The sequence below is a fragment of the Paracoccus sp. S3-43 genome, from assembly GCF_029027965.1.
Taxonomy (GTDB): Bacteria; Pseudomonadota; Alphaproteobacteria; order Rhodobacterales; family Rhodobacteraceae; genus Paracoccus.
This window is the reverse complement of the sequence record NZ_CP119082.1, coordinates 3157801-3171242: the sequence shown is the minus strand read 5'-3', so window position 1 is coordinate 3171242 and position 13442 is coordinate 3157801. Positions and strand designations below refer to the sequence as shown.

Annotated in this window: 15 protein-coding genes; 5 read left to right on the top strand and 10 right to left on the bottom strand. The window is 66.1% G+C overall.

Going from position 1 to position 13442, the window contains the following annotated elements; genetic code table 11:
- Positions 1-11 precede the first annotated feature (11 nt).
- Positions 12-557, top strand: coding sequence for a DsbA family protein (locus tag PXD02_RS16490; RefSeq protein WP_275104895.1), 546 nt, complete (start codon positions 12-14; stop codon positions 555-557).
- Here PXD02_RS16490 and rpe read toward each other — a convergent pair.
- The 8 genes from rpe to PXD02_RS16450 form a co-directional block, all read right to left on the bottom strand.
- Positions 549-1247: a ribulose-phosphate 3-epimerase gene (rpe, locus tag PXD02_RS16485; protein ID WP_275104894.1), complete on the bottom strand. Its 699-nt coding sequence runs from the start codon at positions 1245-1247 to the stop codon at positions 549-551. The two genes, PXD02_RS16490 and rpe, sit on opposite strands and share 9 nt — an antisense overlap.
- A gap of 17 nt (positions 1248-1264) precedes the next feature.
- The gene (cbbX, locus tag PXD02_RS16480; RefSeq protein WP_275104893.1) at positions 1265-2233 is read right to left on the bottom strand and encodes a CbbX protein; all 969 of its coding nucleotides are present in this window, start codon (positions 2231-2233) and stop codon (positions 1265-1267) included.
- Positions 2234-2322: 89 nt separating this feature from the next.
- The gene (locus PXD02_RS16475) at positions 2323-2739 is read right to left on the bottom strand and encodes a ribulose bisphosphate carboxylase small subunit (protein WP_275104892.1); all 417 of its coding nucleotides are present in this window, start codon (positions 2737-2739) and stop codon (positions 2323-2325) included.
- Positions 2740-2749: 10 nt separating this feature from the next.
- Positions 2750-4213 carry a form I ribulose bisphosphate carboxylase large subunit gene (locus tag PXD02_RS16470; RefSeq protein WP_275104891.1) on the bottom strand — a complete coding sequence of 488 codons (1464 nt, stop codon included), beginning with the start codon at positions 4211-4213 and terminating at the stop codon, positions 2750-2752.
- Between the two features lie 14 nt (positions 4214-4227).
- Positions 4228-5307: a class II fructose-bisphosphate aldolase gene (gene fba / locus PXD02_RS16465; RefSeq protein WP_275104890.1), complete on the bottom strand. Its 1080-nt coding sequence runs from the start codon at positions 5305-5307 to the stop codon at positions 4228-4230.
- Positions 5307-7295, bottom strand: coding sequence for a transketolase (gene tkt / locus PXD02_RS16460; protein WP_275106460.1), 1989 nt, complete (start codon positions 7293-7295; stop codon positions 5307-5309). The genes fba and tkt overlap by 1 nt, the downstream gene beginning before the upstream one ends.
- A 22-nt stretch (positions 7296-7317) precedes the next feature.
- The gene (locus PXD02_RS16455) at positions 7318-8190 is read right to left on the bottom strand and encodes a phosphoribulokinase (protein WP_275104889.1); all 873 of its coding nucleotides are present in this window, start codon (positions 8188-8190) and stop codon (positions 7318-7320) included.
- 7 nt (positions 8191-8197) lie between these two features.
- Positions 8198-9193, bottom strand: coding sequence for a class 1 fructose-bisphosphatase (locus PXD02_RS16450; protein WP_275104888.1), 996 nt, complete (start codon positions 9191-9193; stop codon positions 8198-8200).
- A 95-nt stretch (positions 9194-9288) separates the two neighbouring features.
- Here PXD02_RS16450 and cbbR point away from each other — a divergent pair, with 95 nt between their 5' ends.
- On the top strand, positions 9289-10209 hold the full coding sequence (gene cbbR / locus PXD02_RS16445; RefSeq protein WP_275104887.1) for a LysR family regulator CbbR: 921 nt from the start codon (positions 9289-9291) through the stop codon (positions 10207-10209).
- Here the strand turns inward: cbbR and PXD02_RS16440 are convergent.
- Complete coding sequence (locus tag PXD02_RS16440) at positions 10206-10874, bottom strand: flagellar hook capping FlgD N-terminal domain-containing protein (protein ID WP_275104886.1); 669 nt, start codon at positions 10872-10874, stop codon at positions 10206-10208. The genes cbbR and PXD02_RS16440 overlap by 4 nt on opposite strands.
- A gap of 13 nt (positions 10875-10887) precedes the next feature.
- Positions 10888-11763 (bottom strand): flagellar hook-length control protein FliK, encoded by an 876-nt coding sequence (gene fliK / locus PXD02_RS16435; protein ID WP_275104885.1) that lies wholly within the window; start codon positions 11761-11763, stop codon positions 10888-10890.
- 181 nt (positions 11764-11944) lie between these two features.
- Between fliK and PXD02_RS16430 the strand changes: the two genes are divergently transcribed.
- The 3 genes from PXD02_RS16430 (at position 11945) to PXD02_RS16420 (ending at position 13439) form a co-directional block, all read left to right on the top strand.
- Positions 11945-12109 (top strand): hypothetical protein, encoded by a 165-nt coding sequence (locus PXD02_RS16430; protein ID WP_275104884.1) that lies wholly within the window; start codon positions 11945-11947, stop codon positions 12107-12109.
- Positions 12106-12423, top strand: coding sequence for a hypothetical protein (locus PXD02_RS16425; RefSeq protein WP_275104883.1), 318 nt, complete (start codon positions 12106-12108; stop codon positions 12421-12423). The genes PXD02_RS16430 and PXD02_RS16425 overlap by 4 nt, the downstream gene beginning before the upstream one ends.
- Before the next feature lie 173 nt (positions 12424-12596).
- Positions 12597-13439: a flagellin N-terminal helical domain-containing protein gene (locus tag PXD02_RS16420; protein ID WP_275104882.1), complete on the top strand. Its 843-nt coding sequence runs from the start codon at positions 12597-12599 to the stop codon at positions 13437-13439.
- Positions 13440-13442: the final 3 nt, after the last annotated feature.

Below are 13442 nucleotides of genomic sequence, written 5' to 3'. Positions count from 1 at the left end.
GGGACCATGCCATGACCAAACGCATCGCCGATCCGCTGGAATGGGGCCGGGGACCGCAGGCTTTCGAGATGTTCCTGGAACCGACCTGCCCGTTTTCGGTCAAGGCGTTCAACAAGCTGGACGCCTTCCTGGACGCGGCGGGACGCGACCGGGTGACGGTGAAGCTGCGGATGCAATCCCAGCCCTGGCATATGTTTTCGCCGGTGGTGACGCGCTGCGTGCTGGCGGCCTCGATGCTGGAGGGCGGGCGCGAGACCGCCCGGCGCGTGTTGCAGGCCGTGGCCGATCACCGCGAGGCCTTCGAGTTCGAGGAACACCGCAAGGGTCCGAACATGGACGCCACCCCCAACCAGATCATCGCCCGGCTGGAGGAGTGCAGCGGCGTGGCCCTGGCCGAAGCCTTCGCCTTTCCCGAGCCTGAGGCCGCGATCAAATGGCACGCGAAATATGCCCGTCAGAACGGCATCCATGTCTCGCCCACCTTCATGGTGAACGGGCTGGTGACGACGCTGGGCAGCGGCGATCCGGTCGAGGATTGGGCCGCGGCGCTAGGCTGACAGCGCCAGCCCGCCGATGGCATCGCGGATCGCGCGGATGTTCTGGCCGTAAACCTGCGGCTGGCCGACCGAGCCGCCCTTGAAGACCGCCGATCCCGCGACCAGCACATCGGCACCGGCCTTGGCGACCAGCGGCGCGGTCTTGGGATCGACGCCGCCATCCACCTGGATATGGATCGGCCGGTCGCCGATCATGCCGCGCAGCCGGGCGATCTTGTCGATCTGGCTGTGGATGAACTTCTGCCCGCCGAAGCCGGGGTTCACGGTCATCACCAGCACCATGTCTGCCAGATCCAGCAGGTATTCCACCGCCTCGACCGGAGTGCCGGGGTTCAGCGCGATGCCCGCCTTTTTCCCGGTGGCGCGGATCGCCTGAAGGGTGCGGTGCGGATGCGGGCCGGCCTCGACATGGGCGGTGATCATGTCGGCCCCCGCCTCGGCATAGGCTTCGAGATAGGGGTCCACCGGCGCGATCATCAGATGCACGTCCATGAAGGTCTTCACATGCGGGCGGAAGGCCTTCACGGCGGGCGGGCCGAAGGTCAGGTTCGGCACGAAATGCCCGTCCATCACGTCGACATGGACCCAGTCGGCGCCCTCGGCCTCGATGGCCTGGATCTCGCGCCCGAAATCGGCGAAATCGGCGGACAGGATCGAGGGCGCGATCTTCATCGAACGGTCAAAGGCCATGGCGATTCCCTTCATGTTCACTCGGCAGCGGCTTGGCCGGTTGCGCCGCCTGCGTCAAGCCGGTCCATGTCGGGCCGGTCCATGTCGGGCCGGTCCACGTCAAGCCCGCCGCGAAAGACGCGGCTGGCGCGGATGTCGGGTTCGGTGATCAGCGACAGGCGGTCGGCGTCGATCGGCCTTTTCGCCTCGGAAAACAGCCGGTTCGCCTGCCGCAGCCGGGCGCGGTCGAGCGCGTTCCTGACCGAGCGGGCGTTGGCGAAATGCGGCTGGCGGCGGCGCCCGGCGATATAGTCCTGCATCGCGGCGCGCGCGCCGTCGTCCAGGCGATAGTTCTGCGAGGCCAGCATCTTTTCCGAGATATGCAGCAGTTCCGGGTCGGTATAGTCCGGAAATTCGATGTGATGGGCGATCCGCGACCGAAAGCCGGGATTCGAGGCGAAGAAGCGGTCCATCCGGTCGGCATAGCCCGCCAGGATGACCACCAGGTCGTCGCGGTTGTTTTCCATCACCTGAAGCAGGATCTCGATCGCCTCCTGCCCGTAATCGCGTTCGTTTTCCGGTCGATAGAGGTAATAGGCCTCGTCGATGAACAGCACGCCGCCCATCGCCTTCTTCAAGACCTCCTTGGTCTTGGGGGCGGTGTGGCCGATATACTGGCCGACCAGATCGTCGCGCGTGACCGTGACCAGGTGGCCCTTGCGCACGTAACCCAGCCGGTGCAGCAGGTCGGCCATCCTCAGCGCCACGGTGGTCTTGCCGGTGCCGGGATTGCCGGTGAAGGACATGTGCAGGGTCGGCGTCTCGACAGCCAGGCCCAGCTTGCGGCGGACCTGATCGACCAGCAGCAGCGCGGCGGTTTCGCGGATGCGGGACTTGACCGGCTCCAGCCCGATCAGCGTCACGTCCAGTTCGCGCAGCACGCCCTTCACGCCGCTGTCCTCGAAGGATGCGGCCAGATCGACATGGGTGGGGCGGGGGTTGTCCATCGGGGCACCTTGCTGAATCCAGGCGGCCTTTTTGCCTTGGCCGAAATATCCTCGGGGGGTCCGGGGGGCGAAGCGCCCCCGGCCTGCGGTCAGTAGCGCGCCCCTTCGGGTTCGCGCACGGCATAGCTTTCGATGGTATAGCGGATGCTGCGGCCCTCGGCTTCCTGGCGGATCAGGCGGAAGCCCGGTTCCGTCGCGGGGCGGTTCACGATGAAGCTCATGCGGATCGATTCCCAGCCGGGGGATGCGTCGAAGGCGATGACGCGGATATATTTGCCGCCATGTTCCTTGCGGCATTCGTTCACCTCGAAGACCACGGCGGCGGCGTCCGGGTTGTCGAACATCGGATGACCCCACATCTCCCAAAAGGTGCTTCGGGGATGGGGATCGTCGGTATATTCGACCGACACCGCCCAGCCGTTGTCGATGGCGTATTGGGCCTGCACGCGGATGTCGTCATCCGACAGATCGGGCAGGAAGCTGAACTGTCCTTGGCGCAGTTTCATGGGGATCTCCTTACGCGGAAACTTCGGGGGTGGGCGCGAAATCGGGCGCGTCGGTCGAGGCATAGTTGAAGGAGACGTCCTTCCAGACATCCAGCGCCTGCTTCAGCGGCGTGCAGGTCCGGGCGGCGCCCTTCAGGATGTCCTCGCCCTCGTTCCAGATGTCGCGGCCGGCGTTGCGGGCGAAGACCATCGCCTCCAGCGCCACGCGGTTGGCGGTCGCGCCCGCCTGGATGCCGTGCGGGTGGCCGATGGTGCCGCCGCCGAATTGCAGCACCACATCCTCGCCCAGATAGGTCAGAAGCTGGTGCATCTGGCCCGCATGGATCCCGCCCGAGGCGACCGGCATCATCTTGTTCAGCGCCACCCAGTCCTGGTCGAAGAAGATGCCGTTTTCCAGCGCCATCGGGTTCCGCTCCTCGCGGAAGATGTCGTAATAGCCCTTGGTGGTGGCCGGATCGCCTTCCAGCTTGCCGACGACCGTGCCGGCGTGCAGGTGATCGACGCCCGCCAGCCGCATCCATTTGGCGATGACGCGGAAGCTGACGCCGTGGCTGCGCTGCCGGGTATAGGTGGAATGCCCCGCCCGGTGCAGGTGCAGGATCATGTCGTTGTCGCGCGCCCATTTGGCCATCGACTGGATCGCGGTATAGCCGATCACCAGGTCGATCATGACGATGACGCTGCCCAGATCCTTGGCGAAATCGGCGCGTTCATACATCTGCTCCATCGTCCCGGCGGTGACGTTCAGATAGGTGCCCTTCACCTCTCCGGTCGCCGCCGAGGCGCGGTTCACGGCCTCCATGCAATACAGGAAGCGGTCGCGCCAATGCATGAAGGGCTGGCTGTTGATGTTCTCGTCGTCCTTGGTGAAATCCAGGCCGCCCTTCAGCGCCTCATAGACGACGCGGCCATAGTTGCGGCCCGACAGGCCCAGCTTGGGCTTGACCGTGGCGCCCAGCAGCGGGCGGCCATAGACGTTCAGCCGTTCGCGTTCCACGACGATGCCGGTCGCCGGGCCCTGGAAGGTTTTGACGTAAGAGACGGGCAGGCGCATGTCCTCCAACCGCAGCGCCTTCAGCGGCTTGAAGCCGAAGACGTTGCCGATGATGGATGCCGTCAGGTTGGCGATGCTGCCCCCTTCGAACAGATCCAGGTCATAGGCGATATAGGCGAAGTATTCGCCCTGGCTGTTCGGCACCGGATCGACGCGATAGGCCTTGGCGCGGTATTTGTCGCAGGCGGTCAGCCGGTCGGTCCAGACCACCGTCCAGGTCGCGGTCGAGCTTTCGCCCGCCACCGCCGCCGCCGCCTCGATGGCGTCCACCCCGTCCTGCGGCGTGATGCGGAACAGCGCGATCACGTCGGTGTCCTTGGGGGTGTAATCGGGTTCCCAATAACCCATCTGCGCGTATTTCAGCACGCCGGCGGAATACCGTTTCTTGGCATCCAGCTTGGGGTTCGACATCTCGTTCATGGTCATTCCTCCTCTCAGGCGGCTTTCGCGCCGGTGATGGCCGGGTCCAACGCCCCCGACGCATAGCGTTTCGCCATCTCGTCCATCGGGATGACGCGGATCGTGCTGGCATGGCCCGCCGTGCCGAAGCGTTCGAACCTGTCGCGGCACAAAGCGGTCAGCTCGGCCATGGCGGGGATCATGAATTTGCGCGGGTCGAATTCGTCGGGCCGGTCGCGGGCGACCTTGCGGAAATGCCCGGTCATCGCCATGCGGCAGTCGGTGTCGATATTGACCTTGCGCACGCCCATGCGGATGCCGCGCTCGATCTCCTCGACCGGGACGCCATAGGTCTGCGGCATCTCTCCGCCCGACTGGTTGATGAGATCCTGAAGGTGCTGGGGCACGCTGCTGGATCCGTGCATCACCAGATGGGTGCCGGGCAGGCGCTGATGGATCGCCTCGATCACATGCATCGCCAGAATGTCGCCGTCGGGCTTGCGGGTGAATTTATAGGCCCCGTGCGAGGTGCCGCAGGCGATCGCCAGCGCGTCGCAGCGGGTGCGCAGCACGAAATCGACGGCCTGGTCCGGGTCGGTCAGAAGCTGGCTGTGATCCAGCTTGCCTTCCGCGCCCGACCCGTCCTCGGCCGCGGCCTCGCCGGTTTCCAGGCTGCCCAGCACGCCCAGCTCGCCCTCGACCGAGGCGCCGACGGCATGGGCGGCCTCGGCCACCTTGGCCGTCACCGCGACGTTGTAATCGTAATCGGCGGGGGTCTTCATGTCTTCCAGAAGCGATCCGTCCATCATCACGCTGGTAAAGCCGTGGCGGATCGCCGACATGCAGGTCGCCAGGTTGTTGCCGTGGTCCTGGTACAGGCAGATCGGGACGCCGGGGTTCATCTCGGCCAGGGCCTCGACCATGCGGCGCAGCATGATGTCGCCCGCATAGGACCGCGCGCCTCGGCTGGCTTGCAGGATCACCGGCGCGTCGACCTCGGCCGCCGCCTTCACGATGGCAAGGCCCTGTTCCATGTTGTTGATGTTGAAGGCGGGCACGCCATAGCCATGTTCGGCGGCGTGATCCAGAAGCTGCCGCAGGGTGATCAGCGCCATCAATTCTCTCCCTTGATAAGCTTGCGGGCCAGTTCGGCGACGGCCTCGGGCGTGATGCCGAAATGGCGGTAAAGGGCGGGGGCGGGGGCGGATGCGCCAAAGCCGGTCATGCCGACGAAGCCGTCCTCGGGGCGCAGGAACAGATCCCAGCCCTGGCGGATCGCGGCCTCGATGCCGATGCGCGGGGCGTCGCACAGCACCCCCTGGCGATAGGCGCGGTCCTGGGCCGCGAACAGTTCGAAACAGGGGGCCGACACCACCGCCGCGTCGATCCGGTCGGCGCGCAGCAGGTCGGCGGCGGCCATGGCGATCTCCACCTCGGACCCGGTGGCGATCAGGGTCACGTCGCGCGGCGCGGGCGTGGCGCGCAGCACATAGGCGCCCCGGCGAGAGCGGTTCTCATCCTCGTCGCGGGTCCGCAGGGCGGGCAGGTTCTGCCGCGACAGCGCCAGGACCGAGGGCGTTGTGGGGCTGGTCAGCGCGATTTCCCAGGCCTCGGCGGTCTCGACCGCATCGGCTGGGCGGAACACCTGAAGGTTGGGGATGGCGCGCAGGCTTGCCAGATGCTCGACCGGCTGGTGGGTCGGGCCATCCTCGCCCAGGCCGATGCTGTCATGGGTCATCACATGGATCACCCGCACCCCCATCAGCGCGCCCAGCCGGATCGCGGGCCGGGAATAGTCGGCAAAGGCCAGGAAGGTGCCGCCATAGGGGATGAACCCGCCATGCAGCGCGATGCCGTTCATCACCGCCGCCATGGCATGTTCGCGAATGCCATAGTTGACATAGCGGCCCGCATGATCGCCCGCCCGGATCCCCTGCATGTCCTTCGTCCGGGTCAGGTTCGATCCGGTCAGGTCGGCGCTTCCGCCGATGGTCTGGGGCAGGGTGGCGTTGATCACCTGCAACGCCATCTCGCTGGCCTTGCGGGTTGCGACCTTGGGACGATCCGCGACAAGCTGGTGGCAATACCCGGCGATGGCGGTCCGCAGCGCCTGGGCATCGGGCGCGGCCTGTGCGTTAAGAAAGGCGGCGCGGTTGGCGGAGGTTTCCAGCCGCGCCGCCCAGTCGGCCCGAGCCTGCGCCCCCCGCGCCGCGATGGCGGCCCAGGCAGAGGTCACGTCCTCGGGCAGGGTAAAGGCGTCGTGCGGCCAGTCCAGATGGGCGCGGGCGGCCGCGATCTCCTCCGCGCCCAGCGGCGCGCCATGGACCTCGTGGCCGCCCTGCTTGTTGGGCGCGCCAAAGCCGATGATGGTCTTGCAGGCGATCATGGACGGGCGGTCGTCGGCCCGCGCGGCCTGGATGGCGGCGGCCACCGCGTCCCGATCATGGCCGTCCACGGCCTGCACATGCCAGCCTGCGGCGGCAAAGCGGCCCTGCTGGTCGGTGCTGGTCGACAGGTCGGTGCCGCCGTCGATGGTGATGCCGTTGTCGTCCCACAGCACGATCAGCCGGCCGAGGCGCAGGTGCCCGGCAAGGTCGATGGCCTCGTGGCTGATCCCCTCCATCAGGCAGCCGTCGCCGGCGATGACATAGGTGTGGTGATCGGCCAGATCCGGCCAGCGGGCATGGGCCATGCGTTCGGCGAGCGCCATGCCGACGGCGGTGGCGATGCCCTGGCCCAGGGGGCCGGTCGTCATCTCGATCCCCTTGGCATGGCCGTATTCGGGATGGCCCGCCGTGCGCGATCCCAACTGCCGGAAGGCGCGGATCTGGTCCATGCCCATGTCGTCATAGCCCAGCAGGTGATGGATGGCATAGACCAGCATCGACCCGTGCCCCGCCGACATCACGAAGCGGTCGCGGTCCGGCCAGGCGGGATCGGCGGGATCCACGCGGATGAAGCGGTTGAACAGCACCGCCGCGACATCGGCCATGCCCATCGGCGCGCCGGGATGGCCGGATTTCGCGGCCTCGACGGCATCCATCGCCAGGGCGCGGATGGCATTGGCCATCTTCGCTTCTTGCGCGGCGTCGATGCGGATCATCTGGTTCATGGCTTGGTCCCCCTTAGGCGCGCTTGGCGTCGTCGATCAGGCGCAGGATCATCGGCGTCAGGATCAACTGCATGGCGAGGTCGGTCTTGGGACCGGGGATGACGATGGAATTGGGCCGCGTCATCCAGGATCCGTCGATCATCTGGGTCAGATAGGGAAAGTCGATGCCGCGCGGATTGCGGAACCGGATCACCACCAGGCTTTCGTCGGGCGTGGGGATCCAGCGGGCGATGAACGGGTTCGAGGTATCGACCACCGGCACCCGCTGGAAATTGATGTCGGTCTGGGTGAATTGCGGGCAGATGCAGTGAACATAGGCGTGCATCCGGCGCAGGATGGTGTCGGTCACGGCCTCGGTCGAATAGCCCCGGCTGGCCTTGTCGCGGTGGATCTTCTGGATCCATTCCAGGTTGATGACCGGCACCACGCCGATCTTCAGGTCGGCATGCCGGGCCAGGTTGACCGTATCGTTGACCACCGCGCCGTGCAGCCCTTCATAGAACAGCAGGTCGGATCCTTCCTCGAACGGCGCCCAGTCGGTGAAGGTGCCGGGCGCGCTGCCCCAGCGTTCGGCCTCGCGGTCGTCATGGACATAGTGGCGCGTCTCGCCCCGGCCGGTCTCGCCATAGATGCGGAAGATCTCCTCAAGCTTTTCCAGCTCGTTGGCGTCGAAGCTGAAATGGCTGAAGGTCTGGTCGCCCGCGGCCTGGCGGCGGGCCAGTTCGTCCTTCATCGCCTGCCGGTCGAAGCGGTGGAAGGCGTCGCCCTCGATGCTGACGGCGCGGATGCCCTCGCGGCGGAAGATCTGGTCGAAGGTCGCCTTGACGGTGGTGGTGCCCGCGCCGGAACTGCCTGTGACCGAGATGATGGGATGCTTCTTGCTCATGGTTTCCTCAGGCGCGGAACAGGCCGCGATGGCCGAACAGGGCCGAGACCTCGGCTTCGGGCAGGTCGTGATAGGCGGCGACGCGGTCGACCTTTTCGGCCGAACCGAAGACCAGCGGCGTGCGGCCGTGCAGGTCGGTGATCTGCGCATCGAGGATCGGCAGCGCGCCGTCGGTCGCCCGCCCGCCCGCCTGCTCGATGACAAAGGCGATGGGCGCGCATTCATACAGCAGCCGCAGCCGGCCCCGATCATAGCCTTTGCGGGCATCGGCTGGATACAGGAAGATGCCGCCCCGCATCAGGATCCGGTGCGCCTCGGCCACCAGCGACGCGATCCAGCGCATGTTGAAATTGCGCTCTCGCGGGCCGTCGATCCCGGCGATGCAGTCGTCGATATAGGCGCGGATCGGGCGCGGCCAGTGGCGGTAATTGGACGCGTTGATGGCGAATTCGAAGAAGCAGTCCGGCAGGGTCGCGCGCGGGCTGGTCAGGTCGAAGCTGTCGGTGTCCGGGTTCAGCGTATAGATCTGCGTGCCGTCGCCGAAACTGGCCACCAGGCAGCAGCGCGGGCCATAGATGATGTATCCCCCGGCGATCAGGTCGCGGGCGGGGCGCAGGAAGCTGGTCTCGGCCTGGTCCTGTCCGGGATAGACGGCGAAGATCGTGCCGATCGAGACATTGGTGTCGATGTTGGACGATCCGTCCAGCGGGTCGATGGCCAGGGCAAAGGCGCCGTTCGGCTGCATGGCGACGGGTTCGGCCTGTTCCTCGCTGGTGAACCAGCGGATGCCCGCGTCGCGCAGCGCGTCGCGGAACAGCGCGTCGGCCTGCACGTCCAGCCGCTTCTGGCCGTCGCCGTCGCTGTTCGTGCCGACCTCGGTCGACAGGCTGCCGTCGCCGCGACGGATCACGCCCGCCAGCGTCGCCCCGCCCCGCGCCAGGGCCAGCATCAGCGGCCGGAAATCCGGCGGAATATGCGTGGTGTCAATGCTGGGCGTCGTCATCGGCCGCTCCCGTGGCGTCTGATCAAGGGCAGATTGACAGGCAGGGGATTTAGAGGAAATTTAATAATCTGGAAAGAAGATTAGATTTTGGTGAAATGAAGCCCGAAGCCATTACCCTGCGTCAGTTGCGCTGCCTGCGCGCCGTCGCCGACAGCGGCAGCCTGACGGCGGCGGCGGGGATGCTGGGCCTGACCACGCCCGCCATCCACAGCCAGTTGCGCGGGCTGGAGGATCTGGCCGGATGCCCCCTGGTCCTGCGCGCGGACCATGGCGCCTTCCGCCCCACGCCCGAGGGCGAGGCGCTGCTGCTGGCGGAATCGCAGATCGCCACCGCCCTGTCCCGCGCGGCCCGAGAGATCGGCGCGTTGCAGCAGGGCCATGTCGGCAATGTGGTGCTGGGCGTGGTCTCGACCGGCAAGTATTTCGCCCCCGGCCTGGTCGCGTGGCTGCTGCGACTTTTGCCCGATATCGAGGTGACGCTGCGGATCGGCAACCGCGACGCGGTGCTGGCGGCGCTGGCGGGCGACGACCTGGATCTGGCGATCATGGGCCGCCCGCCGCGCGAACCGGCGGTGGTCGCCGACCCGGTCGGCCCGCATCCGCACATCATCATCGCCGCCCCCGACCACCCGCTGGCCGATGCCGACCCGGTGATGCCGGGCGATCTGCTGGCCCAGACCTTCCTGTCGCGCGAGGAAGGGTCGGGCACCCGCATCCTGATGACCCGTTTCCTGGACCGCATCGGCGAAGGCGCGACCTGGCGCGCGGTCGAGATGGGCACCAACGAGACGATCAAGCAGGCGGTGATCGCGGGCCTGGGCGTGGCGCTGATTTCCCAGCACACCGTGACCGAGGAGCTGCGGTCGGGCCGCCTGATCGCCCTGCGCGGCATCGGGCTGCCGATCCAGCGAAGCTGGTATCTGCTGCGCCGCGCCGACCGGCGGATGAGCGCCGCGACCGTCCGCATCCGCGACGAGATCCTGGCGATGCGCGGCGGCTTCCTGCCGCAGCTTTAATTCGCCTGGCGCAGCGCCTCGATCCGGCTGGCCAGGGCCGACCCGCCGCCTTCGAAGATCAGTTCGATCCCCTGGCTGCCGACCTCGGCCTCGGCCACGCGGACATAGGCGCCGACCGGATCCTCGGAAATCACCTCGCCCGCGCGGTTGCTTTCGATCACGAAGGAATAGCGGCCGTCGGCCAGCTTTTCGCCGTATTCGTCGCGCCCCAGCCAGTCGATCTGGCCTTCGCCCGGCCCGATTTCCTCTCTCAGAACCTCCTTGCCCGATTCGTTCAGCGTCACCAGGGTCACGCTGTCGGCCCGGCTGTCGGGGTTGACGTCCAGCGTCAGCGGCCTGTCCCCGAACCAGACGGGTTCGGTGGTGCGCACCTCTTTCCCGATCCATTCGGCCAGCTGGCCCAGGCTGCCGCCCGATTGGGTTAGCATCTGTTCCAGCAGCTTGTTCGTCTGCGCCTGCTGTTCGACCCCCGAAAAGGTCGCAAGCTGGACCGCGAAATCGCTGCCCTCCATCGGGTTCAGGGGATCCTGGTTCTGCAACTGCGTGGTCAGCATCCGCAGGAACGTGTCGAAATTCGCCGCCTGCGCGGTCATGGCGTCCGTGGCCTTGGACGGGGATGTCGCGCCGGTGGTTCCGGCCGCCGAGCCGTTGACTGGGGTAACCAAGCGATTCTCCTTTTCAGATGCGGATGTCCAGGCGCGCCGGAATCGCCAGGGGCGTCCAGGCGGCGGGCACGGAAGCGGTTTCGGTCACGTCAAGGCCCTGGCCTGGCGCGTCGGACAATGACTGCCCGCCGCCGGACCCGGTGCCGTCGTTGCCCTGGAATTCGAATGAGGCATCGGCCATCCCGGCATCCCCGAAGCATTCCTGCAAGAAGGCGGCGTTGCGGCGCAACTGGTCCAGAACCTCGGGGCGTTCGGCCCAGACCAGCACATGCAGGCCGTGTTCCGGCCCGGTCATGACCATGCGGATCCGGCCCAGTTCCTCGGGCGCCAGGGCGATCTCGATCCGGTCCTCGCGGGCGCTGACGACGGCCTCGGCCATCTGGCGCACCACTGACGCAACGGGAACGCGGGACGGCGGCAGCGGCTGATCGGGGGCGGCCACCGCGACATCGCGCGCCGCAGCGATGTGCGGCGAGGGCGGTTCGGCGGACAGAAAATCGGCCTGCGGCATGTCGGGCGTCATCTGCACCGCCAGGCCGGGCGCGGCGTCGGCAGCGGCGGGCAGCGCGATTCGCATCCCCGATCCGGGCAAGGCCAGCTCGGGGTCGGAAGGACCCTGCTCCTCTGCGGCCTGCCCGCCTTCCGGCGCGGCCTGGCGCAGGGCGCCGCTGATCCCGGACAAATCCTCGATCAGCATCTGCAACAGATCCTGCGGCGGCTGGCAGACGGCCGCCATGTCCGCAGGCGCCGCATCGGCCAGCAGATCATCGACCGGCGCGCCGTCGATCGCAAAGGCAAACCCGGCTTCTTCCTCGCCCTCGATCGCGGGTTCGGCGACGGCGGTGGTCTGCACCATGGTCATGACCGGTAAAACGAAATTCTCTGCCATATGCCCGATTCCCCACGTGATGCCGCCAGGAATAAGGATAAGTCCTTACGATTTATTTACCGCAACAGGCTAATCATGAAAAATATCCGCAATCAGGAAAAGGCTCATGCAGGTTAACCAAATCTCAACGGCAGTCATGCCCGCGACCGCGCCGCGACCGCCATCGGAACAGCTTGAACAGATGTTTCTTCAGGAAATGCTGAAATATTGCGGTCCGAAATCCAACACCGGCGCATTCGGCGGCGGCATCGGCGAGGATCAGTTTTCTAGCTTCCTGATCCAGGAACAGGCCGCGGCGCTGGCGGACCGCATGGATCTGGGGTTCGGCAAATGGGCGACGCAATGAAACCGAAGCATCGCGACATCCTGCGCGGCATCGAACAGGCCATCATTTCCGGCGATGCGGCCCAGGCCCTGACCCGGATCGAGGCGCTGGCCCGCCGATTCGAACGCGACGGGCTGGACGCCGAATCGAAGGCGCAGATCGAACAGACCCTGCAACACCTGCACCGCCTGGCCGAGGATTCGGCGCGCGGCACCCAGCGGGCCATCGACCAGATCCGGGACATCGTCAAGAACGCGCGCAGCCTGCAAACCTATGACCAGGCCGGTCAGCGCCACAATACGCCGACCAGCGCGGTGCTGGCCCAGCGGTTTTGATTAAAATCTTTCGCGTTTGGGATTTGAGAGGCGGGGGGAAATTCACTATCCATCAATCACCGGCTGCTAGGACTGCGGTCATGCCAAAAGCGGCACAGGGATAAACGCCCAAGGTCAGAAGGCCAATCGTCGAAACAAAGGATGCAAAGCATCCATTATATCTTGAGGATAAGATGTCCAGTATTCTGACCAACAACGGCGCCATCGTTGCACTGCAAACCCTGAAGAACGTGAACTCCAGCCTGAACAAGGCCCAGTCGGAGATTTCGACCGGCAAGTCGATCAACTCGGCCAAGGATAACTCGGCCGTCTGGGCGATTTCCAAGGTGATGGAGGCTGACCAGTCTTCGGCGAAGGCGATCCAAAGTTCGCTGAACGTCGCCGGCGCGACGGTTCAGACTGCTGTTGACGGGGCCGACCTGATCGCGAAAACCCTGACCGAGATGAAGGATCTGGCGTCCCGGGCTGGAACTGACGGTTACGAATTCGCCAAGGTCCAAGCCGATATCGCGGCAAAGACAGCAGTGATTACCGCGACGATTGCGGGCACGCAGATGAACGGCGTCAACCTGCTGAAGACAAACGGTGTGAACGCCGGCGCGACCTATACGGTCTTGTCGTCGCTCGACCGCAGCAACACGGGTGTGACTGCTGGCAACATTGCAGTTGCTTCCGTTGACTTTGAAGCAACCTTGCTTGCCGGAACGAATGCCCTGACGGCCATCACTGATCGTGCTTCCGCAGAGGCGGCAGTGCTTGCGCTTGAGGCGAACTTGCAGACCGCGCTGAATGGCTCTGCGGCTCTGGGTGCCAAGGCAAAGCAAATCGAGGAACAGTCGAACTTCATCGGCAAGCTGGCTGACTCCTTGAAGGCCGGTGTTGGTTCGCTGGTCGACGCCGACATGGAGGAAGCCTCGGCCCGCCTGCAAGCCCTGCAAACGCAGCAGCAGCTGGGCATCCAGGCGCTGTCGATCGCCAACCAGGCGCCCTCGGCGATCCTGTCGCTGTTCCGCTGACCC

Excerpts from the sequence above, each read along its gene's own strand:
- PXD02_RS16450 (WP_275104888.1), bottom strand. The coding sequence starts at position 9,193 with ATGACGACGCCCAGCATTGACACCACGCATATTCCGCCGGATTTCCGG.
- PXD02_RS16425 (WP_275104883.1), top strand. The coding sequence starts at position 12,106 with ATGAAACCGAAGCATCGCGACATCCTGCGCGGCATCGAACAGGCCATC.
- PXD02_RS16470 (WP_275104891.1), bottom strand. The coding sequence starts at position 4,213 with ATGAACGAGATGTCGAACCCCAAGCTGGATGCCAAGAAACGGTATTCC.
- cbbX (WP_275104893.1), bottom strand. The coding sequence starts at position 2,233 with ATGGACAACCCCCGCCCCACCCATGTCGATCTGGCCGCATCCTTCGAG.
- PXD02_RS16420 (WP_275104882.1), top strand. The coding sequence starts at position 12,597 with ATGTCCAGTATTCTGACCAACAACGGCGCCATCGTTGCACTGCAAACC.
- PXD02_RS16490 (WP_275104895.1), top strand. The coding sequence starts at position 12 with ATGACCAAACGCATCGCCGATCCGCTGGAATGGGGCCGGGGACCGCAG.
- fliK (WP_275104885.1), bottom strand. The coding sequence starts at position 11,763 with ATGGCAGAGAATTTCGTTTTACCGGTCATGACCATGGTGCAGACCACC.
- cbbR (WP_275104887.1), top strand. The coding sequence starts at position 9,289 with ATGAAGCCCGAAGCCATTACCCTGCGTCAGTTGCGCTGCCTGCGCGCC.
- PXD02_RS16455 (WP_275104889.1), bottom strand. The coding sequence starts at position 8,190 with ATGAGCAAGAAGCATCCCATCATCTCGGTCACAGGCAGTTCCGGCGCG.
- fba (WP_275104890.1), bottom strand. The coding sequence starts at position 5,307 with ATGGCGCTGATCACCCTGCGGCAGCTTCTGGATCACGCCGCCGAACAT.
- tkt (WP_275106460.1), bottom strand. The coding sequence starts at position 7,295 with ATGATCCGCATCGACGCCGCGCAAGAAGCGAAGATGGCCAATGCCATC.
- rpe (WP_275104894.1), bottom strand. The coding sequence starts at position 1,247 with ATGGCCTTTGACCGTTCGATGAAGATCGCGCCCTCGATCCTGTCCGCC.
- PXD02_RS16430 (WP_275104884.1), top strand. The coding sequence starts at position 11,945 with ATGTTTCTTCAGGAAATGCTGAAATATTGCGGTCCGAAATCCAACACC.
- PXD02_RS16475 (WP_275104892.1), bottom strand. The coding sequence starts at position 2,739 with ATGAAACTGCGCCAAGGACAGTTCAGCTTCCTGCCCGATCTGTCGGAT.